General features: G+C 46.8%; 18 protein-coding genes. 10 read left to right on the top strand and 8 right to left on the bottom strand.

What is annotated here, in order from left to right:
- Positions 1–55 precede the first annotated feature (55 nt).
- Positions 56–1,336, top strand: coding sequence for a PTS sugar transporter subunit IIC (locus IEW26_RS04775; RefSeq protein ID WP_188591447.1), 1,281 nt, complete (start codon positions 56–58; stop codon positions 1,334–1,336).
- 162 nt (positions 1,337–1,498) lie between these two features.
- Here the strand turns inward: IEW26_RS04775 and IEW26_RS04770 are convergent, their stop codons facing one another.
- Together IEW26_RS04770 and IEW26_RS04765 are read right to left on the bottom strand one after the other, a co-directional pair.
- Positions 1,499–2,221 (bottom strand): response regulator transcription factor, encoded by a 723-nt coding sequence (locus IEW26_RS04770; protein ID WP_188591446.1) that lies wholly within the window; start codon positions 2,219–2,221, stop codon positions 1,499–1,501.
- Positions 2,208–4,406, bottom strand: coding sequence for a sensor histidine kinase (locus tag IEW26_RS04765; protein ID WP_229729652.1), 2,199 nt, complete (start codon positions 4,404–4,406; stop codon positions 2,208–2,210). Before IEW26_RS04765 ends, IEW26_RS04770 begins: the two co-directional genes overlap by 14 nt.
- 179 nt (positions 4,407–4,585) lie before the next feature.
- Between IEW26_RS04765 and IEW26_RS04760 the strand changes: the two genes are divergently transcribed.
- From IEW26_RS04760 to IEW26_RS04740, 5 genes are all read left to right on the top strand, one after another.
- Positions 4,586–5,119, top strand: coding sequence for a hypothetical protein (locus tag IEW26_RS04760; protein ID WP_229729651.1), 534 nt, complete (start codon positions 4,586–4,588; stop codon positions 5,117–5,119).
- Between the two features lie 26 nt (positions 5,120–5,145).
- Positions 5,146–5,658 carry a hypothetical protein gene (locus IEW26_RS04755; protein ID WP_188591444.1) on the top strand — a complete coding sequence of 171 codons (513 nt, stop codon included), beginning with the start codon at positions 5,146–5,148 and terminating at the stop codon, positions 5,656–5,658.
- A 382-nt stretch (positions 5,659–6,040) separates the two neighbouring features.
- Entirely contained in the window at positions 6,041–6,583 is a 543-nt protein-coding gene (locus tag IEW26_RS04750) for a CueP family metal-binding protein (protein ID WP_188591443.1), read from the top strand.
- A gap of 207 nt (positions 6,584–6,790) precedes the next feature.
- The gene (locus IEW26_RS04745; RefSeq protein ID WP_111272007.1) at positions 6,791–7,792 is read left to right on the top strand and encodes an ABC transporter substrate-binding protein; all 1,002 of its coding nucleotides are present in this window, start codon (positions 6,791–6,793) and stop codon (positions 7,790–7,792) included.
- Positions 7,789–9,840 (top strand): iron ABC transporter permease, encoded by a 2,052-nt coding sequence (locus IEW26_RS04740; protein ID WP_188591442.1) that lies wholly within the window; start codon positions 7,789–7,791, stop codon positions 9,838–9,840. Before IEW26_RS04745 ends, IEW26_RS04740 begins: the two co-directional genes overlap by 4 nt.
- A 78-nt stretch (positions 9,841–9,918) precedes the next feature.
- Here the strand turns inward: IEW26_RS04740 and IEW26_RS04735 are convergent, their stop codons facing one another.
- Together IEW26_RS04735 and IEW26_RS04730 are read right to left on the bottom strand one after the other, a co-directional pair.
- Entirely contained in the window at positions 9,919–11,091 is a 1,173-nt protein-coding gene (locus tag IEW26_RS04735) for an aminotransferase class I/II-fold pyridoxal phosphate-dependent enzyme (RefSeq protein ID WP_188591441.1), read from the bottom strand.
- A 93-nt stretch (positions 11,092–11,184) separates the two neighbouring features.
- Complete coding sequence (locus IEW26_RS04730) at positions 11,185–13,257, bottom strand: methyl-accepting chemotaxis protein (RefSeq protein ID WP_188591440.1); 2,073 nt, start codon at positions 13,255–13,257, stop codon at positions 11,185–11,187.
- 214 nt (positions 13,258–13,471) lie between these two features.
- Between IEW26_RS04730 and IEW26_RS04725 the strand changes: the two genes are divergently transcribed.
- Complete coding sequence (locus IEW26_RS04725) at positions 13,472–14,506, top strand: leucine-rich repeat domain-containing protein (RefSeq protein ID WP_229729650.1); 1,035 nt, start codon at positions 13,472–13,474, stop codon at positions 14,504–14,506.
- 67 nt (positions 14,507–14,573) lie between these two features.
- On the opposite strand, the gene IEW26_RS04720 is transcribed toward IEW26_RS04725, so the two are convergent.
- Together IEW26_RS04720 and IEW26_RS04715 are read right to left on the bottom strand one after the other, a co-directional pair.
- The gene (locus tag IEW26_RS04720) at positions 14,574–15,293 is read right to left on the bottom strand and encodes an SDR family oxidoreductase (RefSeq protein WP_188591439.1); all 720 of its coding nucleotides are present in this window, start codon (positions 15,291–15,293) and stop codon (positions 14,574–14,576) included.
- Between the two features lie 114 nt (positions 15,294–15,407).
- Positions 15,408–15,758: a winged helix-turn-helix transcriptional regulator gene (locus IEW26_RS04715; RefSeq protein ID WP_188591438.1), complete on the bottom strand. Its 351-nt coding sequence runs from the start codon at positions 15,756–15,758 to the stop codon at positions 15,408–15,410.
- A gap of 187 nt (positions 15,759–15,945) precedes the next feature.
- Between IEW26_RS04715 and IEW26_RS04710 the strand changes: the two genes are divergently transcribed.
- Positions 15,946–16,479: an NAD(P)H-dependent oxidoreductase gene (locus IEW26_RS04710; RefSeq protein WP_188591437.1), complete on the top strand. Its 534-nt coding sequence runs from the start codon at positions 15,946–15,948 to the stop codon at positions 16,477–16,479.
- Positions 16,480–16,576: 97 nt separating this feature from the next.
- On the opposite strand, the gene IEW26_RS04705 is transcribed toward IEW26_RS04710, so the two are convergent.
- Together IEW26_RS04705 and IEW26_RS04700 are read right to left on the bottom strand one after the other, a co-directional pair.
- Entirely contained in the window at positions 16,577–18,142 is a 1,566-nt protein-coding gene (locus IEW26_RS04705) for a glycoside hydrolase family 43 protein (protein ID WP_188591436.1), read from the bottom strand.
- 32 nt (positions 18,143–18,174) lie between these two features.
- The gene (locus IEW26_RS04700; RefSeq protein WP_188591435.1) at positions 18,175–20,109 is read right to left on the bottom strand and encodes a carbohydrate-binding protein; all 1,935 of its coding nucleotides are present in this window, start codon (positions 20,107–20,109) and stop codon (positions 18,175–18,177) included.
- Between the two features lie 568 nt (positions 20,110–20,677).
- On the opposite strand from IEW26_RS04700, the gene IEW26_RS04695 reads away from it, so the two are divergent.
- Positions 20,678–21,199: a DJ-1/PfpI family protein gene (locus IEW26_RS04695; protein WP_188591434.1), complete on the top strand. Its 522-nt coding sequence runs from the start codon at positions 20,678–20,680 to the stop codon at positions 21,197–21,199.
- 63 nt (positions 21,200–21,262) lie between these two features.
- Positions 21,263–22,888 (top strand): helix-turn-helix domain-containing protein, encoded by a 1,626-nt coding sequence (locus IEW26_RS04690; RefSeq protein ID WP_188591433.1) that lies wholly within the window; start codon positions 21,263–21,265, stop codon positions 22,886–22,888.
- The last annotated feature ends 29 nt before the right edge of the window (positions 22,889–22,917 follow it).

Genomic DNA, 22,917 nt, shown 5'->3' with positions numbered 1-22,917 from the left:
GGATGCATCATAAAATACGGTTTTACCGTAACGCAAGGAGAAGGAGCAGGTACATATGGAGAATAACAACGAAGAAAAGAAAGAAAAGAAGGAAGACCAGCAAAAGAGAGAACCAAAGCAAACGCAAGAACAGCAGCAAGTAAAAGATCAGAAAGCAGGAAGCAAGCTTGAAGAAGGGAACGATAAGAACCAAATGAACCAAGAGAAAGAGAGGCAAGCGAAATTCCGGAACAATACACCTAAAGCGAATAGGGCTTCACGATTGCTGCATTTTGTTGCAGATGTGTTCAGGCCGTTAATGCCTGTTCTTCTGGGGGCTGCGGTGCTCAAATGTATCCTTGGTTTGATTGTAGTTATCGACTCCTTTGGCGAGCAGGAAAGCTCTTTTATGAACAGTCAGACCTGGATGATCTGGAAATCCATTGGTGACAGTGCTTTCTATCTGCTGCCTGTTCTGGTTGCGATAAGCACGGCACATCGTTTGCGCAGTAACCTGTATGTAGCAGGTGCTATTGGCGGACTGATGCTGTACCCGCAGATGGTGCAATTAATGGCGAGCGGTGAAGAGGTGCATTTTATGAAGGTGCCGCTTGTGTCACAGGCTCCTTTCTACTCGGCATCGCTGTGGGTTGTTGCTGCAATCGCGATCGTGTCCTGGGTAGAAAGACATGTTGAACGCCTTAGCCCTGAATGGCTGAAAGGTATTTTGGCTCCGGCACTGGCTCTCGGTTTGATGGTGCCCGTTGTGCTCATCGTGCTTGGTCCGCTTGGGGAGTGGAGTGGTGCACAGTTATCGGAAGGCATCAACTCGCTGCTCAGCGACTCACCTGTGCTTTTGTTAATGCTGCTGGGAGCACTAATACCTCTTCTAATGCTCATGGGTATGCATTACTGGTTAATTCCGATTGCAATCAATGAATTGATGATGACGGGTTCCACCACGTTGCTTCCCGTCATGCTTGTTGCCTTCGTTGCTCAGGCGGGAGCTGCACTCGCAGCAGGTTTGCGCAGCGAGCAGACACAGTCCAGAAAAATGTCTTTTTGGGCAAGCGGAGCGGCGTTGTTCGGCGTTACGGAGCCCGCAATGTATGCCATTAATATGAGAAGCTGGGTAACATTTGGTGGAGCTATGCTTGGCGGTGCCTTAGGCGGATTGTATTTCGGCCTATTGTCTGTCAAATCGTTGGTGTTAGGTGGCACGGGTAGTCTACTGGATCTTCCGTTCTACGTGGAAGAGGGAACGCTGAATATGCTGCATACTTGTATAGGGATATTTATCGCTTATGTGATATCCACGTTATTTGCGTATATGTTGATGAGAAGAAAGGTGCAGTAACAGGAAATGAAGCCCTGACTGTTCCAATCACGAGATGGAGGCTGTTCCACGAGGTCATACGATGATGACCTCGTAAGGAACAGCCTTTATTTTTGGTTAATTTTGATGATGAAGAAAGGAACACACACAATGGAGAGCAGGCGACAGTTTCACATCGCATTTTTATCGGTGATCCTGCTTTGCCTGAAATTTATATCCAAGACCGCGTACAGTCACAATATAACGATGAGGGTCAAGCGGATTTTCAATTTTACGTCTCAGATGATGCATATGCACCATGACTGTACGCACATCACTCCAATTGTCGAGCCCCCATATTTGTTCAAACAGGTGATCCGTGCTGAAAACATGTCCGGGGCGCCCTGCCATCAGAAGCAGAAGCTGCAGCTCTTTGGCAGGCAAGGATAGCTCGTTCCCTCCGACGTAAACCTCATAACGATCAAAGTGGATATCAAGCCATCCATCTCGCCAAACCTTTCCGTTCGAATCGCCAGGATGGGAAGGGATTATTCGTGAAGACATCATTCTCTTTTTGACCCGAGCCACCATAATATCTGGATCAAACGGCTTGGTAATATAGTCATCTGCGATTTCCAAGCCTTGAATAATATCTTCGGCCTCCTGCCGACTACTCAGGAAAATAACAGGCAGGTCTGTCTTTTCCCTGAGAAGATGAATCCATTCTGTTCCCAGCCCATCAGGAAGTAGGATATCACACAGCACGAGATCAGGTTCATGCTCTTCGAACCGCTTGGCTGCATCCTTTAACGTATGCGCTACAGAAGTGCTGTAATGCTGATGATGTAAGTAAATCTGTACCAGTTCCGCAATATCTGTATCATCCTCCACGATGAGAATATGACGTATGTCTTCACGGCTTGTCATGGGGTGACAACCTTCCTTTCCACGCAGGTAATCGGCAGCAGAATTCACTGCCCGAGCCGGGCTTGCTGCTTACACCTATATTTCCCTGATGATAGTGCATAATTTCCTTGCAGATGGCGAGCCCTAGCCCTGATCCTTTATGTTCATCCTGAACCGAGGTTGGACTGGCTTGCTCGAAACGTTCGAAGATTCGCTCCTGCCACTCGGGCAGGATACCTATTCCTGTATCCTTGACACAGACGCATGCGACCCAGCCCGTCTCCGTCGAAGGCGCTTCTGTTAAACGCAGCTGCACTTGAATGATGCCCGTAGGCGAAGTAAAACGCAGTGCATTGGAAATCAGGTTGGATAACACCTGCTCCAGTCGAATCGGGTCCAAACGCACGATCCAGCCATCTCCCCCGGGGGATAGCAGGTCTGCTCCTTCAGGCAAATCCATCACGTACTGAATGCCGTGTGCCTGAACATCCGGTTCATATTTAAGGAACAGCTCTTGCATAAAAGGAATGATATAGACGTTCTGCATCCTGAATTGCACCTGATGCGTCTCCAGCTTGGTCAGGTCAATCAGATCATGGATCATCCGTTCAAGCATAACTGAACGGGTGTAGATCCGATTCACATATTTGGGAGCATCGGTTGTAATAATTCCATCTCTGAGTGCCTTGGCAAAGCCCTTGATCGAAGTAATGGGTGTACTCAACTCGTGAGAAATGTTGGATAGCAGCCGGGTACGGAACAGCTCGGAGTCAGACATTTTTTGATTGGCTTCCTGAAGCTCTGCATTTGTTCGTTGCAGTGACCGTGTTCGTTCCTCGACAATCTGCTCCAGTTGCAGATTCGATTCCTGAAGCTGTAATGATAGCTGTTCTGATCGATGTAATGCCCGCGAGAAACGAGAGGAGAGATTGTACGCCTGGGTTAACAGGAACACTAGCAGTCCTACAGACAACATATCCTCCGTGGGCAGATGGACCGTGTAGAACAGCATATCATTCAGGGCAAAAGCCATAAAAAACAGGAAGCCAATCATGCTGGTCACGGCCCCTTTTCTGCGCTTCATCGCAGATCGGATATAGATGTACAGCGTGTACAGCAGAGCCGGGAACAAAACTCCCCATGTAAATGGCGTTAACAGATATGTATACACATGTGCAGGCGTCACTAGAAAGAGCAGCATGCATCCTGGCAGAATAACTCCAGATAAGGCGGAGACTTGGCGCACAGCTTCCGCCGGGTATTCCCGGTTAATAAACAGGATTAATAATAGAGCCGTCATGGTAACAGATATGTATTCTGCTTTAACCGCCCATTCCCAAGGAAGCCCGGGCAGCAGGTAAAGTGCAGTGGATTCACCAAGCACTACAGTGCGTACACCAACCGCCATACAGAGCAGACTGTAGAGCAGGGCCGAGGTTTCTTTTCTGCGATTCCAGAAGACAAATGCGTAATACAGTGCCATAACGCCGAAAATGCCAACAATACTGGATTGTGCAGAGACATGCAGAATACGGGCCCAGGAGATGTTATCGGCTGTACCCAGCTCTATGTGCTGCCATATGCCTGCATTGCGCTGAGAGAAGTTGGATACTTGAATAATAATTTCGTTCCAGCCCGTTCGTGGTTGAAAATAAACAACTTCAGGATAACTTTTCGGGGTTTCGGATATGCGATCCGTTCCCACACTGCCATTCCCGCCAACGAGCTGACCATTGATCCAGATGCGGTAAGCGGAGGCAATGCTTTTGAGATACAGTGCGAGAGGCTGAGCCTTCTCGCTCAATTCCTGCGGGAGCAGGAGGCTCAGCCGGTATGTTGCATAGCCTTCACTGGGCAGAAGCTTACCGCTGCTGTCCAAATAGTTTGTCCATGGTGCAGGCAGCTGTACGAAACTGGGGGCAGGTGCATGAGCGGCTTGAAAATCAATAGGCTCTAGAAGCTGACGCCAGTAAAATTCCCACTCTCCATCCAGCGGGATGTTTTCTGCTTGATCTGTGTACAGATTGGACCAATCCAGCATGCCCTGTGTGGCGGCAGGAGGAGGCTTGGGAACCTGGGCTGAAATACCATCATTTTTGCTCCATTGTCTCAGTAGGACTATGGCAGCAAACAGTAGCAGCAGCAGGCCAGCCAGCATAAAGGGATGTTTGTGGATAGGACCATATGCCGATTTGCTTTGTTTCATCAGGGTGACCTCCGGCCGAGGGGAAATTTGTATATTTATTATAGATGCATTGTCCGACTTGTCGAAAGAAAAATTTCCTGAATCTCGATGAACTTAAACAAAACTTAAACTTATCTAAGTACAATAGTCCACATAATACATAGGCATTAAGACCCGGCAACCAGGAAGGGAATTGGTTTATGAAGTATTACTTTTCGGACTGCATAACATTTATGTACCAACATCGATATATGGATTTTCTGCTGGCTCATTATAGTGAGTTGAATATACCTTATTCTTTTTCGACAACGCTAAGCTATATCTCCAGTCCGCTATTTATGAACGGTAGTGCAATCTTATGTTTTGATGAAGAAGATGAGACAGCAGGTGCATTTGGATTTATTCATGGTACGGGAGAGCAGAATTATGAAGATCAGCATGTGGTACAACTGCAGGTCGCTTTTATTGTAAATAAGCATCGTGGCAGCCGAATTTTTATAGAGGGGCTCCGGTTTCTGGTACAACATCTGGATGATCATGTGCATGAGGTTGTGCCTGTACAGGAGATTCGATTTTGGGCTCCTCATGAAGGGAGCATGCACCGGCTATTCTCCAAATTTGCAGAACAAGTATCCAGTAAAACATTTGGAGCAGGCACGTTACATGCTTATGCTGTAAAGCTTGCTGAGCTTCGGGCGTACCTGGCTTCGTTTGAACGTGAGGTTTGTGTGTAGAAGGGTAAGGAAAGGATGACGTCATCTTGATTTTGCAGCCAAAGGGCCATCATTCCTTAAAAGATGAGGATTATGCCCGGTTTGCCCGTTTTTATCTGGCGAACAGTGATGAATTCGATGAGCAGTATATGCTTCATGACGCCTTATTTCATTTAATTGATACGATTCAGCAAACTCATCTACTCTTGTTTGATGATGATCAGGGTCAGCTCAGCGCGTTCATCCAGTATCGTTACATCGAGAACGTGCACACCGCTTTTATTGATTCAGCCGTACTGGTTAAAAAGTATCGAAGCAGCAGAGTGTTTTTTGCAGGCCTTAGAGATGTCGTCTTATGGATCTGTGAGGAGAACAGGCATGTTCAGACCATACAGTTTCACGCAGCCGCAAACAACCGTTATATCAATCGATTATACAGCAAATTTGCGGTATGGACGGATGTTCAGGTGCGTAACGGTAGAAGGGAGCATGTATATACGGCTGAATTAGAGCCTTTACTTGTTTATCTGAAGATTCAAACGACGTCCCGATCTGACTGAATGACTAATTAACCTGAAAGGAGGTGAAAACCACTTGATTCCAATACCGAGTTCTTACAACAGACCTGAAAAAGGTGGACGCATTCTCAAGTTTGAAAATGTATTGAAGCTGAATGAACAGCTCCGTGCAAGCACAACCCCTGCAAAATAATCCCCGTTTCGCAATCCTTCCATATTCCTGCTGAGGAACAAGAAAGAACCGAAGAAGCAAGCTGATCACAGATGTGATAGGCAGGCTTCTTCTTCTATGTGATAGGCAGATATCTTTTTCTATATATGAATAAGAACCAAAAATATGAAAAAATGGTGAACGATGCTGGACAGATCCCTTTTAAAGGTAATTTCTTTATATAATTAGAGGAAAGAAGAAGGGAGTTGCCTGATGAAAAAGCCATTATGGATGATTGTCAGTGCTGTCGTTTTGATTCTGCTTGGTACGTATCTGATTGCAAACACAGCAGGCAGAGATAAGGCTGAGCAGGCCGAAGGGACGGATGTTCGAAAGCTGGTAGAGGATATCAGTACAGGCCGGGAGAAACCGCAGTCTGCTTCGATTAGTGCTACAACGTTGACCGTGACAGAAACAGGGAATAAGGAAACGACTTACACCCTGCCGGAAAATGAATTTTTTCTGTCCATTGCTCCCTACGTGCAGCAGACCCATCCCTGTGAAATTCATAGTTTAACGGGCTGTCAGGGCGAGATGGTGAATGAGGAGTTCATGGTGACGATTCATGATTCTGAGGGGAACACATTCATGAAAGATGAAGTGTTAAAGTCTGGAGCGAACGGATTTATGGATTTATGGGTGCCGAGGGACCGTACCTATCTGATCCGTATCGTTCAGGATGGCAAGGTGGCCGAGAAGCAGCTGTCTACATACCCAGATGACCAAACCTGCATCACTACAATGCAGCTAATGTGAGGTATCTGATTATTTTAAGCTGGTATTTTCAAACAACTCAGGCTGAATGGGTACGGGGAGAGGATGGACTGCAAGCCATGCCTTTCCTTTTTTTGCTGAGGTGAAGCAGTGGAAAGATATCGGCAGAAGCATTGACAAAACAGAACTCATTAGTGATAATGATAATTGTTATCATATAAATACATACAAACAGGGGAGACAAGAGATATGAGAAAAGGGTTACACGCACTATTGATTATGATGGCATTTGTTTTGGTGCTGGCAGGTTGCGGTAAGGCAGCTACCACATCAGAACCGAGTAAAGACGCTGTTTCCGGCGGTGCGCCTGCTGAAGAGACTGCCGGTCCGATTACGGTGCAGCATAATCGTGGAGAGTTTACACTGGACAAGCCCGCTAAGCGTGTTGTCACGCTGGAATGGACGTATACAGAGGATGTTGTTGCCCTGGGGGTTCAGCCTGTCGGTAATGCTGATAATGCAAACTATAAAGTGTATGTAACAAATGAAGCTGCTCTGGATGACAGCGTAACAGATATCGGAACACGCAGTGAACCGAATATGGAGGCTATTGCCGCACTCAAGCCGGATCTGATTATTGCTAATGCGGACAACAATACGAATGTGTATGATCAGCTGAATGCGATTGCTCCAACGCTGGAATTCGATCCATACAATGGTGAAGGTTATAACTATGATAAGATGACGACTATTTTTAATACCATTGCAGCCGTACTGGGCAAAGAAGATAAAGCGAAGGAAGTTTTGAGCGGTCTGGATCAGCACTATACAGATGCCAAAGAAAAGCTGGCTGCAGCCGGTAAAGAAAATTTCCATTATGCTTTGACACAGGCATTCACATATCAAAACGCGGCTTCCTTGCGTATGTTCTCGGATAACTCGGTCGTAGCAGGTACCCTGAACAAGATCGGCATGGTCAATGATTGGCAGCCGGACAAGCTTGAAAATTACGGTTTCTCTACTGTAGGCATCGAATCCTTATCTACTGTACAGGACAGTAATTTTATCTATATTACTCAACCGGATGATGACGTGTTTGGAACGGCGATGAAAAATAATTCGGTATGGAACGGTTTGAACTTTGTGAAGGAAAAACGTACGTACCAGCTGGGCAGTACAACTTGGACCTTTGGCGGACCGATTTCTTCCAAAGTGCTGGTTGACGGTGTAGTTGAGGCGATTACCAAATGAGCTCGCTTCAAGGAGCCAAGCCAGCGGTGAACTGGCGTATGTTAAGCATCTATGGGGGCGGTCTGACCGCCCTTATCGTGCTTTTTTTTGTAAGTTTATGTTATGGTGAGGCCGCCATTTCTTTGCATGACGTCTGGGGTGCGCTTACGAACAGACAAGGGACGCTTGAGCATAACATGGTCTGGGATTTGCGTATGCCGCGTACCGTTATTGGCATCCTTGCCGGTGGGGCACTTGCTGTGGCGGGAGCATTGCTCCAAACGATTACGCGAAACCCGCTGGCTGCTTCAGACACGCTTGGTATCAATGCCGGGGCTTACTTTGTCGTTGTGCTCGGCGCTATTCTTTTTCCTGGTGTACTCAGTCAGTCGCCATTTCTTTTTGCTGCCATGGGTGGCCTGCTTGCTGCGTTCGCCGCTTATTTTATGGGTGGTGGACGGACATCCACTCCGGTAAGGCTGGCATTGTCCGGTATGATTGTGTCGATGATCCTTGGTTCATTTACGAGCGCATTGCATATTTTTTTCTCCATGGAGACACAGGGTTTATTTCTGTGGGGTTCAGGGACGCTTGTACAAAATGACTGGACAGGTGTCAAATATGCCTGGCCGTGGGTTATTGGAGTAACGCTGATCGCGCTGCTTTTGTCCAAGCAATGGGATATGCTGGAGCTGGATGAATCTACTGCTTCCTCCCTCGGCCAGCGAGTTGGACTTGCGCGGACGGGTGGACTCATCATTGCCGTTATTCTGGCTGCTGTGATTGTCAGTGTCATTGGCCCCATCGGCTTTGTCGGTCTGGTAGCTCCACATTTGGTCCGTCTGAGTGGTGTGCGCTCCAATCGACTGTTGATCCCTGGTGTATTCATCTGGGGGGCAGCGTTGCTGGTTGGAGCGGATGTGCTTGCCAAAATGGTTCACAACTCCAGCATGGAGCTGCCAACAGGCGCTGTTATGGCAATCATTGGCGCGCCTTGGCTGATTTGGCTGGTGCTTACCCGCATGAAAGCGGGGAATGGCGGCGGCATGACAACATCTATGAGCACTGGCGGGCGTGTGCGCCGCTTCGCCTTCATGCCTCTGGCTATTCTTTTCACAGCGATTACGATTCTGCTGCTGTTGCTTAGTACCATGTTTGGTGGAATGCGTATTCCTCTGGCTGAGCTGCTACCAAGCCTGTTCCAGTCAGATGGCATGTTCTCTGCACTTGTGCAGCTTCGCATCCCGCGTACGCTGGTGGCTGCCGGGGCAGGCGCTGCTCTCGCCATCAGCGGTGTATTGATTCAGATGGCAGTACGTAATCCGCTGGCCGATGCTTCCATCGTCGGAGTATCTTCGGGTGCAGGGCTGGGAGCTATGATGGTGTTCATACTCTGGCCTGGTCTGCCGATGTATATGCTGCCTGCTGCAGCTATCGTTGGTGCAGCCATTGCAGCTTCAGTAGTATTTTCGCTATCGTGGAAAAAAGGCTTGAATCCATCCGCTGTTGTACTGCTGGGGATTGCCATGTCAGCTATAGCCGGCGCGGGCATTCAGATTCTGATTGTACGCGGAGCCGTCTACGGCAGCAGTGGTTACATCTGGCTCACAGGCAGTACGTATGCCCGTACATGGGAACAGGTCAAGGTTATTGGCATATTCCTGCTGGTTCTGATTCCGATCGCCTGGTGGCTTGCCCGCAGATTCGAACTGCTGGTGTTTGATGACAACAGCGCTTCCGGGCTTGGCATGAACGTACGGCGTACTCGCCTGCTCGCAATGGCAACAGGAGTTTTGCTTGCGGCTGGCGCCGTCGCTTGTGTAGGTACGGTCGGATTTATCGGTCTGATTGCACCACATATGGTTCGGCTGTTAACAGGCCACAAGCTGAGACAGTCCATGTTCCTGTCGGCACTGGCCGGGGCAGTTCTGCTGGTGCTCGCCGATACGATAGGCAGAACGGTAATGGCTCCAACCGAAATACCGTCAGGTATTCTGATAGCAATCATCGGCACACCGTACTTCCTGTACCTGATGTACCGTTCGAACTGGCGCAAAGCGGTAAAATAAAAAAAGCACCAAACCCTTTCATACGGGTTTGGTGCTTTTAACTTTTTGCACATCCTGCATACAGCTTATCAGTTGAACTTAATCAGCCATCAGGATACCACTGTCTCTTACAGCGTCAAGGGCTTGCTGCAGCTGCTCGACATCCTGAACGAGAGCCAGTCTGACATAGCCTTCACCTGATGGGCCAAAGGCACTGCCTGGCGTAACAATGACACCTGCTTTGGTAACAAGCTCCGTCGCGAATTGCTCCGAAGTACTGTAATGTGCAGGAATGCGGGTCCAGATAAACATGGTGGCTTCCGGTTTGTCGATAAGCCAGCCTAATTTCGCAAAGCCTTCACACAGCATATCACGCCGTTCCTCATAGATGGCTCTAACCCGTCCAACATCCGTTTGGTCACCTGTAATAGCAGCAATTGCCGCCCGCTGAATTGGAATAAACATACCGTAATCCATATTGGATTTCAGTTTTTTCAGCATAGAGACAACGTTAGCGTTGCCTAGACAAAAACCGATTCGTGCTCCAGCCAGTCCATAGGTTTTGGACAAGGAGTTGAACTCGATCCCTACATCCATGGCACCCGGGTAAGCCAGAAAGCTGCCACACGTTTTACCGTCAAATACAAGCTCGCTGTACGCATTATCGTGCAGCACGATAATGCTGTATTTCTTGGCAAAGGCAATCAACTCTTCATAGAAGGAGTCTGGGGCCATCGCTGTAGTCGGGTTATTCGGATAGGATACCAGCATGAATTTGGCTCGCTCTGCGACAGCCTCAGGGATTTCATGCAGCTGAATAACGTAGTTGTGTTCTTCTTTTTGCGGCATATAGTAGAGCTCAGCTCCCGCCAGAAGAGGACCATCTGCGAACACCGGATAACAGGGATCAGGAACGAGTACAAGATCACCTTCATCCACGATCGAGAGGGAGATATGTGCAAGCCCCTCCTGGGAGCCGAGCAGTGAGCAAATTTCTGTCTGCGGGTCCAGTTCAACGTGATATCGCTCTTTATACCAGTCACTTGCGGCCTGCAGCAGATCACTTTGATCGTTGACTGCGTAAATATAATTAGCCGGATCAGCCGCTGCCTCACAGAGTGCGTTCATAATATGCGGGGCCGGTGGAATGTTGGGTGTCCCGACGCTAAGATCAATGACGGGCTGCCCCTGTTCCAGCCGGCGACGCTTGATGTCCAGTAGCTTGGTGAAGATGCCTTCACTAAAGTGATTCATTCGTTTTGCAAATTCCATGTTAATTCCATCAGCCTCCAATGCTCTTCGTACGCATATTTATTAATAATAAATGCATAACGCACAAAAGAGAAGAGCAGAGAGCTGAGCAGCTTATTTGACCTTGAAGTGGCTCAATTCGTCCTGAAGCTTGGCAGACAGCTGATTCAACTCATTGGACAGATCAGCGACCTGCTGAATGCTATCGAGCTGTTCCTGTGTACTTGCGCTTACCTCTTCGGTTGAAGCAGAGTTCTCTTCGGTGGTCGAGGAGATAACCTCCAGAGCCTGGAATATTTCGTCCTTGTGCTGATGCACACTGGCTGTACTGTTTGTAATCTGTTGCATGCGGAGCTGCAGCTCCTTCAGATCCTTGTTAATGGTGTAGAACACTTTCTTGGTATTCTCCACGGATTTCGCGTTCTCCTCAGCAATGTTCAGACCACGCACGGTATGTTCAACCGATAGAGAGGTTTTCTCTTCGATTACATTGACCTTTTTGTTAATTTCCTCTGTAGCCAGTGCAGTCTGTTCAGCCAGCTTGCGAACCTCTTCTGCTACAACGGCGAATCCTCTGCCATGCTCTCCGGCACGTGCAGCCTCAATGGAGGCATTAAGGGCGAGCAGATTGGTTTGCGAGGCAATTTGTTTCACCGTATCGACAAAGCTGGATATTTCATTCCGGCTCTGATCAATTTCCTGAATAATAGAGGATACGGCCTGAGTTGAGGTATGGTTCTCATCGGACCATCTGGATAATTGTTCTACGACGGCCAGGCCATGACCGCTTTGATCGGCAGAGGTCTGTACCATAGCTCCCATAACCTGTGCATCGGCGGCAATCTCATCAATCTGGTTCGACAATGAGCCTGTTTTGCGTAAAATATTTTCGGTTTCAATGGATTGATAGTTGGTTGCATTGGCAATCTCGTTAATCGCGGTGGATGTATCATTCATCGTCACTGCAGTTCTTGAAGATATGGATTGCAGGTCATTGGAGGATTGGTTAAGAACTTGTGCTGAATTGCCCACGATCTGCAGCATACTCTGAATTTTATGCACCATGGAGTTCAGTCCCTCGGCAATCTGTCCAATCTCGTTCTTGGATTTGATATCCAGTTTGACCGTGAGATCTCCTTGCTCAATCTGTTTGATCTTGCCAAGTAGCTGCGGAATCGTGCGCAACTGACCGCGAAGGGTAATATTACTAATAATTACAAGCAACAAGGTGGCTACAATGAATCCCGCCAAAGTCAAGGTGGTAAACTTGCTGAGTTCCTCCAAAACCTCTTTCTCGGAGATGGTCAAGCCTACCGACCATCCGGTATCTTTGCTGGTTGCATAGCCAATGTAGCGGTTCTCCCCATTGTCATTTATCAAGGTTATGCCGGATTCTCCAGCAATCATTTTCTTACCTACTTCAGCCATATCGCCTTGACTCTTCAGGATATTTTCTTTTAGCACCTTGCTCTCATCCGGATGGTACAGAATTTCTCCGCTCTTGGAGAGCAAAATGGAATAACCTGTGCTGCCCAAAGAATAACTTTTCATAATGTTCGGAATATCTTTAAATGCAATATCGGCTGCTGCAAAACCGATCATATTGTTGTTCTCATCCTTGATTGGATAGAAAATGCCCATAAGAACACTGCCCGCGGCAACATCTATATACGGGTCAGAATAGTAGAGTCCATCGGCTTCTTTCAGCGGCTGAAAGTATGGACGTGCCTGAATATCAAAATCAGGTGCAGAGACTACGCCGTCATTTTGAATCCAGAAGCCTTTTCCATTGAGCCCGGCAACCCATGCATCGGCAAACGAAGGCTCAGCCTCCACGATAGCGGCAAGTGTTTCCTTTGTTTCCTCAGCATAAGTGGACGTGGATGCTTCAGCCGCTGAATTGGTTGTTTCTATGTATTGCCTGAATAATTTGTTCGTTGACATTTGCTTGACCAGAGCGCCTTTTTCTTTAAACAGTGCATCGAATTCACTGACAATGGCTTGTGTTTTGGTCTGGAGCATGGATTCCTGCTGATGAACCATGATGTCTTTTGTACTCGTGAACACAAATGTTCCAAGTACAGCGAACACAACGACAATAATCACCAATAAAACAATGGACAGCGTATTCGCCATACTGGCTTTGCGTGCCCCGGCTTTTCCCCGTTTTTTTAAAATGTTTAACATATTCCATCTCCCCAGATGTTTAATTAAGAAGCGCTAAACTCCTGAGTTATATGTCGGCATATCATATAGGTTTTTGTATATTTTTGTCGAATGAAAAATATTTTAATTTAATTTTGATGTAATTTGCAGGATCGTTCCTTTAATGGAATTCGTTTATAATGGAATGAAGTGATGGAGTATGATTTCGATATCGGTGGAGACAGGAGGAAGAAAGATGAAGATGACCCAGATTTGGCATGCTTCAATGCAAGGAATGCCCTGGAATGAAGAGAAGATGAATCAGGCCGTTCAGCATTTGCGGCGTAGGGCGACGGTTCATTTTCGCGTCGGTGTGGATACGGTTGAGGATCTGGTCCAATTGGATGCGAAGGTTTTCTCAGCCAGACCCGATCTCATTCTTCACATCTCTAATGCAGATGTCAAAGCAAAGTACGAATCAAGCTTCCTCGGACGCTTGGCGCAGCTGAAAAATGTGTCTGCTCTACAGCTGCATGTTTCCCAGAAGCAGGATTTTACTATTTTAGGTGCAATGAGTCAGATGCTTTTTCTCATTATAAACTCCCCTGCCAAGGCCACGGATTTGAGTTTTATTGGACATTTCACACAGTTAACGTATCTTGAGCTGCATGGGAAATTTCAAAGCCAGACCTCCATTGAGAAATGTAAGTCTCTGGAGACGCTCATCCTGAACTGCCCGGTCGATTGTCTTGACACATTAGCAGTGCTGCCGACGCTTCAATATTTGTCTCTTGATAACTGTGAGTTGAGAAGCGAACTGGATATACTGGCACCGTCATCCATCCGTATACTCAAGCTCAGCTCCGTGCGGAAGCTGACAAGTATCCATGGACTGGAACGTATGCGTGGATTGGAATTCCTGCATTTATGCTTGTCCAAGCTGGAGCAATTATGTGATTTTTCGCAGATGCCCCGGCTTAGACAGCTCGAGCTCAGTTATATGAAATCGCTTCGGGATATGGAGTATTTGTGGACGGCCACAGCTCTTGAAGTGCTGGAACTGAAGGAGATCAATACTGCACTCAAAGCAGAATCATTCGCCCGGCTGTCAGAGCTTGAGCTGTTGCGTCAGATTGATTTTCGCTTCATCGATTTTAATAAAGGACGCATTGCTGCTATGCGTGAACAGCTCATACAGCAGGGAAAATCACATATTCTGTATGAGCATATTCCGGAACAAAATCGAGTGCAGTCGATGGCGATAGAGCATATATCCCGATACTTGACATAGAGAACAATGTGAAGGGAATAGCCATCAGACTTAGATTGAAGGCGCAGTATGGATCCAGCTAACTGCCCTATGTGTTCAGATCGGTAAGCGCAGGCACGTTAATCTCCTTGACACAGGCTGCGTTGGACAGGCTGACAACACACTGTACGATGGACACGATGTCTTGAAGAGGGATGCGTGTCCCGCCGTACTCGGACAATGCACGTTCTGCACCTGCTTCGTACGGAATCTCTGCCGCCAGCTCGCCAGGGTTAATGCATGTTACCGCAATGCGGTCCTTCCTGGTATGTTCGCGTAAAGCTTCTGTGATACCCCGTAATGCAAACTTGGAGGCGACAAAAGAAACCTGCGTGCTGCCCGCATTGCTTAGACCGGCGGTTGAGCCAATAACAATAATTTTGCCTGCCGCTGACAGCCGCAGTTGAGGCAGCAGTGCCTGAATACATACAATGGTGGACGTTACGTTGACATGAATCAGCTGTTGAATATCGGCAGGTTCATCCTGATCAAAGGTATAATGCTCCTCGAATCCTTCCTTTTCCCAAATGCCCACGTTATAAATAAGAACATCCAGCGTTTCGCCTCGCAGCTGTTCTGCAATGTGCCGGGCGGCTTGAAGCTCGGAAAGATCCGCCTGAATCCATATCCGCTGCACACCATCGTCCAGCTTCAGGCTTTCCGGCCTGCTGCGGGATACAACCCATACTTTATCACCAGCCTGTGGCAATCCTCTGACAAATGCATCACCGAGTCCTTTACTGGCCCCAAACACAATAAAATTTTTCATTTTTGAAATCCCCCTTATGTTACCATTTGTATCAACACCATTATTAATATGGTATCACCATAAATTTTACTATAAAGGTGCAGTATGGAACATGAAGGTTGAATGAGGCATGTTTCATGTTTCAGATAACAGTACAATCTCTTCTCCCCGCTGCTGTCTGAACGCGATATTATCTCTTCCCCAGGCACACATCACATCGACAATTGTATTGGCTGTCACCCCGTATTCAGTAAGACTATATTCTACTTTCGGAGGCATCTGCTGATAGACATGCCTTTCGACAAGGCCATCGCGTTCCAGTTCACGCAATTGCTGAATGAGCACTTTTTGCGATATTCCAGGGATGCTGCGTTCCAGTTCACCTGTTCTTTTGACACCTGACATCAGGATACAGATGATCAGGGCCTTCCATTTGCCGCCGATGATTTCTAGTGTTGCTTCAATTCCTAATTGATACTGCTTCATGGATACCACCTCGTACAATTTCGTTTATAACTATATATTGTCTCACGGATGCAAAACAGAAGTCCATACGCACTTTGAGGTAAGCATCTTACTTCATTGTGTGTATTTTCTTTTGATCTGGCACAGTGGATAATGGTTCGTATTCAAGCCTGTAATCATTTTTCTGGAGAAAGGAATGGATCGACGTATGAAAACGTTAGTTATTCTGGCACACCCGAATATAGCTGCTTCAAGGGTGAATCAACGCTGGAAAAAGGAGCTGGAGCAGCATGCAGAGGAGGTACACATTCACGAGTTATATCGGACCTATCCTGACTGGAGCATCGATGTGGTTCGCGAGCAAAAACTGCTGGAGGCACACGAGCATATCATTTTACAATTTCCGTTCTATTGGTACAGCTACCCGCCACTGCTTAAAAAATGGCTGGATGACGTTTTCACTCATGGCTGGGCATATGGATCAAAGGGAGATCGTCTGCACGGAAAGCGGATGGGGCTCGCAATATCTATTGGGGACAAAGAGGGAAATTATGCAAAAACTATGCCGGTTGGCTTCAGTGTGGAGGAACTGGTTGCACCATTCAAGGCGAGTATGAATCATGTCGGCGTTATCGCCTTGCCGCATTATGCTGTCTATGGCGCCTCATTTCAGGCAACCGATGAAGAAATTGACCAAAGTGCGAAAGAATACATTCGTTATATCAGGCAGTTCAGAAAATGAAAACCAAAACTAAAATGACCTGGCTCCACGGAAAAGTGAAGTCCAGGTCATCAGATGTGATGGCGTACAGCGTAATCTCAACTGAAGGCGACTAAGGCTACTCTATACGGAAAAAGTCGAAGTCGGCATACCCTCCGGTAGATTTGGTCGCGTAATTAAACAATGCGAACCGATAGCCCATAAAGTGTGGCAGCGTGTACGACATTTGCAGTGTGTTGCCAATGGTAGTCCAGTTGGTTCCATTCAGACTGTAAGCAAAATAAGCTTTATCTGTTTGATTCGTAAAATCACATATGACTCGCAGATAGACCTTGTTTTGATTCAAAGGTACACTTGCGACTTCAGTCATCGTGCCCGAGCCGGCATTAATCATAACGATGGATTTGTTGTTGCCGTTCATCTTTACCCCAACAAAACCGTATTTGGCCTGGAACGCAGCGAGTCCCGCATAATCTCCATCCTTCATGCCCGCTGTTTCCAGCGCGGTAATGCCCGTGCTTTTTGGACCAATGGTACGCTGTGTCAGCGTATTGCGTGCTTCCAAAATGTTTTTGCTGAGCTTGCCTGTGGTTATACGCAGGAAGCCTGGTCGCTGGCTCAAGGACCATTTGCTGGCATCAGGGTTGTGATTCCACTGCCAAAATTTTGAGAGACCCGATGAGCCAGAAGCGGCATTGAATTCATCCGAGCCGTAAATTTTGGTCGTTGGCTGGCCATCCACTGGCAAGTTCATGGTCATCGGGACTTTGCCATTAACTCCGAATACAGGCCAGTTGTCCGACCAGGTGACTGGAACCAGATAAGGAATGCGTCCGATGGCTCCGCTATCACGGAACAGCATACCGTACCAAGCTCCTGATGCAGTATCTACGATGCCGCCTTGGGCGATGCCAGAATCTCTTAACACAACTTTTCCAGTGTATGGGCCTGTCAACGTATTTGCACGATAAGCGAGCTGTATGCGTCCATCACCTGCAGGCCAGGCAATCAGAAATACATAATACATGCCATTAATCTTCTGGATATGTGCCCCTTCTGCTTTTACGATCATATTGGAACCCGCAATATTGCTGGCATTCGGAATCAGCACCTGATTCAGTCCGCCAGATTTGACGGCTTTGGCATCCGGTGTTAATTCCACAATGCTAATGTTGTCACTGCCGTGCACGAGAAAGGTCCGGTTTCCATCGAAAAGCAGGGACGGATCATGATAATAGCTGTTTAAGGTATATGGCGTCCACGGTCCGGTCTCAATATTATTTGTCTGGTAGATATAGGTCCTTCCCGTGGAAAGGGAGCCGAAGGCTACGTAGTAGGTGCCGTTGTTGTAGCGAAGGCTGCTCGCCCAGGAGCCGCGTCCATATTCATTTTGACCATTATTCAAATTCTGCACATCGCCGTTGCCAAGCGTGTCATACACGTAGTTTACAATGCTCCAGTTGACCAGATCGTACGATTTCATGACAGGTACGCCCGGATTCATATGCATGGTGGTGCTGGTCATATAAAAGGCGTTGCCTACACGAATAACATCGCTGTCAGGCACGTCTGCATATAGCACCGGATTGTTAAAGGTCGCCGCAGAGGCGGGCTGATGAGTTAGAGGCAATGCTGTCAACAGCAAGGGAATGGTGAGCAAAAGTGCCCCGATTTTTTTCCACATAACGATGCCTCCCTGAATGTCATGATCACAAATTATAGAGAGTATTCCAGATAATCAATGTAAGCATCCCAGGTTCCATTATCTGTGGTGACAACGAGCTTTACTTCCTGATTCCCCGTAGCATGTGTGATGTTGGAAAGCGTCTGCACCGTTGGTTGTGTTCCGGTAAAATAAAATGAACCTGCCGTTACACCGCCGATCACCAGATCGACTCGGGCTGTACTGTTATTGTTGGAAGCGCCTCTTAGAGAGAATTGATGTGTTGGAAAGGCAAAATATTGATTGTATGCTGCATAGTCATCGTTTGCATACAGCGCAACTCCGTTAAAAGGAGAACTGATCACACCTGCGTATGGACCACCTACAGTCATATTTTCCGCTTCAATCCGTGTCACAGAAGGGTTCGGGTTAGGATTTGGATTTGGATTTCCCCCTGAACCGGAGGTGAACTGCCAGTAGTCCAGATTGAACAGATTTCCGCTACCTGAACCGGTGAACACAAGATACAGATTGTGAATGCCGGTCGTATTGTTAACGTTGGTCTCCAGTTCACGCCAGGTCTGAGCCCCACCCGTGGATGTTACGTTAAGTGTACCAATCAGGGTGCCTGTCGGACTGCCAAGTCGGAGCTCAATGTTACCATTGCCGTTAGAAGCAACGTTCGCTTTGAATTTGGAAGCTCCTGTTGAGCCAAAATCGACATTGCTTACAGCAACCCAATCGCCATTATGGATGTTGGTTACGTTCTGATTGGATGCTGGTCCGCCGCTTGCCTGACTTGGCTGTGTATTAATGCCTGCTTGCCAGGCAATGGTTTCAGCTTCCACGCGTACATACGGGTTGAGGTTCGCCGTCTGCGGCACACCAGTCATATTGCCTTGTACTTCCTGAATTGTACCATCTGCATTATGCGTCAGCCTGTTGATGTGTGTGGAACGGTAGCCTTTGCCATCTCCGAGGAAAGCCTTGCTGACCGTTTGTGCATGATATGCGACGTACCATTGATTGTTAAACTGGAATACAGCATGATGGTTGTTGCCGCCAACACCGAAGAAGGTGCCCGGATTTTTGAGGAAATGACCTTTATACGTAAATGGACCCATTGGGCTGTCGCTCACCATATATCCGATCTCACCTTTAGGATAGGCTGCCGGGTGATTGCCAGCAAAGTTAATGCAATACGAATAGTAGTATTTGCCGTTGTATTTATGAATGCCGGAATCCTCAAACATATAAGGGGCATCAATGGTTGTTGCGCTGCCCACTACACTGGTCATGTCGGCACCGAGACGAATGACCCGAGATGTTTTGGGATTGGCGATGGAAGCCGCGTTACTCTCGTTCGGAATGCCGCCTCCAGCATATAAATATGCCGAGCCATCGTCATCCACCAGTACAGCCGGATCGAAGAGCCAGGTTACGCCTGACATCCCGGGTGTTCCATGAGTTACGAGTGCCCGTCCTATTGGATCGGACCAAGGACCGATTGGGGAGTCCGCTGAGAGAACGCCAATACCTGCACCCGAGTTAGCAAAATACAGGAAAAACTTTTCTCTGCCGTTAACGGTTTTTTTGGCAATCGCTGGAGCCCAGGATTGACTTGCCCAACGGGCGATGCCTTGTCCGTTATTGGCATTATTGGCGCCGGCTACTGGAATGTAACCGTGGTCTGTCCAGTTCACCATGTCAGCTGAAGAGATCACACTGATTCTACCGATGGTGCCGTAGTTATTTTCTCTGACAGAGCCATCGTTGTTATACAAGTAAGTATCTCCCGTCATATAAACATAGACCCGATTGTTGTGCACCAGCACATAAGGGTCGGCTCCCAGCTTATGATCAACCAGGGGATTAGCATTCACAGGTGTTTTGGCAACAGCATTATTGGCTGCATAGCTTGATTCCATAGGCATCATGACAAACACCAGTATGAGTGACATCAGCAAAGCTAATCGTTTACGAATCATACGTTCGCCTCCATTGGATTAGGATGATGGTACCTTAAAAAGTTGAATTGAAGCGCTTACAACGATGGAGAGGGTTTCCTTAACAAAGCCTCCTTTCTAAATAAGCGTTTGGATTCGTGCTCAAGATGTGATCTATGGCTCAAGCTGAAGACCTGCAACAAGGTGAGAACATCAATAAGATGCAGATGCACAGCTTTAACCCGAAGGTATGAAAGCAAAATGCAGGAGTGTTGGTGCTTTTAACTATAATCTGTCAGGTTGTCGTTTGTAATCGCTTTCAATAAAATGGTTTAGAAACGAGTGTCGGAAGAGTGGAAGAGATTTTAATGTAATTATTTTTCATATTTTCTTTAAAATGTTTATTGTTTTGACGATATCATATCATATTTTGGAAAGAATACAATCACTTTGTAACAAAGAATGTAAAATAAAGTAGAAGCAACGGAAGAATATATTTGCGGGTTAACTTCTAAATGTTTATCGTTATATCTCATATGTTATGATTGGAATCAGGTTGTAGCTTTTAAAGCTGATTTACAATACTGATACATAAGAGCAGGTGGTTTATATGAAAACACATGTCTTAATTTATGATGGATATGTGAGCTTTGAAATTATGCTTGCGATGTACCTGATGAAAACCAAGGGAGAGATCATCACCGTTGGTATTTCTTCTAATCCTGTGAAGTCTTATGAAGGCTTGAGGGTTAATCCAGAACAGTCGCTTGATGAGGTTAATGATGGTGATATTGAAGCTTTCATTATTCCAGGTGGGGATATCAGCGAAATTCAGCAAAATGAAAAACTGGTTTCACTCTTGCAAAAGATGAACACAGATCATAAATATATTGGTGCAATATGTTCTGGCGTAGATTTGATTAAACAGGCAGGCCTTTTGGAAGGGAAGAAGTATACGAGTAATGATGCAAGTCACACTGTTACGTATGAGGTGCATGACAACTTGATCACAGCAAAAGCAAACGGATACGTGGATTTTGCCATAGCTCTGGGACAAATGAGAGGCATCTATTCGGATGAAGCGGACTATGAAGAAACGATCCGTTTTTTCAAATATTTTGAGAATGATTAACTTGATTCAGATAGATGTACTAATTTTGATTTGATAGGTTCTAAATGTCAGAAAGGATAAAGGATGTCTAACAATACGGAATGGATTGCCCAATGGAAATCAATAAGCGCATTAGACAGTGCATGGGTGTCTAATGGTGAGCGACATCATCTGGTCAATCACAGCTTTTTGTTAATCATTGACGGAAAAGCAAGCTGGAATATTAATGGTCAACCTATTCAGGTTTCATGTGGAGAACTTATCGCACTTGAAAAAAACTCTTTAGTGGAGATTTTGGAGGTCGGAAATCTCGATCTGGCCGGATTTAATATTCAGTTCGATATTTTTTCTGTGCCACAAGAACACATACAAACAGAGACATTCAGATGGCATCTCCCGTCAGGGAATACGTATGCATATCAGAAGGTGCAACTGACGAGCGGGAAACTGGCCGGCCTTATTCAGTATTTGAACGGGATTGGTTTGCAGGAAGGTGAATCGGCGTGGGTAACCAAGCAACATTTGCTGTATGAGCTTTTACATATCCTCTATCTACCAGAAGATGAGGTTACGCCAGAAGTTGGCCTCCAGCGAACCGTTACTTATATCCAGGAGCATTACGATCAGATGGTGACGCGCAAGCAGCTGGCGGAAGTTGCCGGAATCAGTCCGTGGCATTATTCTCGAAAGTTTAATGAATGCTATGGAAAGCCACCGCTGGATTTTCTGGCGCATTACCGCATTTATCGTGCGCAGGAGGAGTTGGTGTTGACCACTGCAACCGTTCAGGATGTTGCTAAAAAATCCGGCTTCGAGGATGTGCACTATTTCAGCCGTCGTTTCAAACAACTGACTGGCATTTCACCAAAGAGCTACCGGCAGACGTTATGTCAACGCCGAATTCTATCTCTTTCTCCGCTTTTTGCGGAAGCGCTGATTCATCTAGGGATTATTCCCAATGCTGTTGTTGTAACACCGTTATTGCTGTCCTCGCATCAACGTGATTTTTTTGCTGACCATGAAGTTATACTGCTGGAGGTTGCTCAGTATGAAGCGGATATCGAGCTTGTATTAGAAGCGCAACCTGAACTTATAATTGGCAACGTATGGGCGGAAGAGGTCAAATATAAACTTCGCAATGATGGGCCCGTTCTGACCGGACTTCCACAGGATGTAGAACCTGTACTTCATCAATTGGCTGTCTGGTTTCAACGTGAGGAGATGGCACAACAGTTGTGTTTGCAAATGAAGCAGGAAATAGAGAATGCACAGCAACAGCTGCAGCCCGTAATTCAAAATTCCTCCACGGTCATGGTCTTGAGGGTAGAGGCATTCGGTTATCGTTATTTGGGAGGACGTTCACATGGTATATCCAAGCTGCTGTATGAACAACTCGGGCTTGCCCTGCCTCAACCACTGCAACAGGGAAATGCCTGGTTTAATGCTTGTTCACTGGAGCTGCTATGGGAAGCTGATCCTGATTATCTGTTTGTCGAAATACGTAAAATGCAGCATTTGAATGCGGATGAAAGTATGCGTAAATTAAGTGAAACTCTGCAATGGAACGAACTGAGAGCAGTAAAAAACAATACTGTGTATTATGTGGATACATGTTTGTGGGTGAATGGTCATGGTGTTACAGGACATCGAATCATTCTCGATGAAATCACCAAGCATCTGACGAGTACCACTTTTGTGGAAGCACAATAATCCAAATTGATACGCACGATATGCTATGG

This window comes from Paenibacillus silvae (assembly GCF_014639235.1).
Taxonomy (GTDB): Bacteria; Bacillota; Bacilli; order Paenibacillales; family Paenibacillaceae; genus Paenibacillus; species Paenibacillus silvae.
This window is presented reverse-complemented; position numbering and strand designations above follow the sequence as displayed.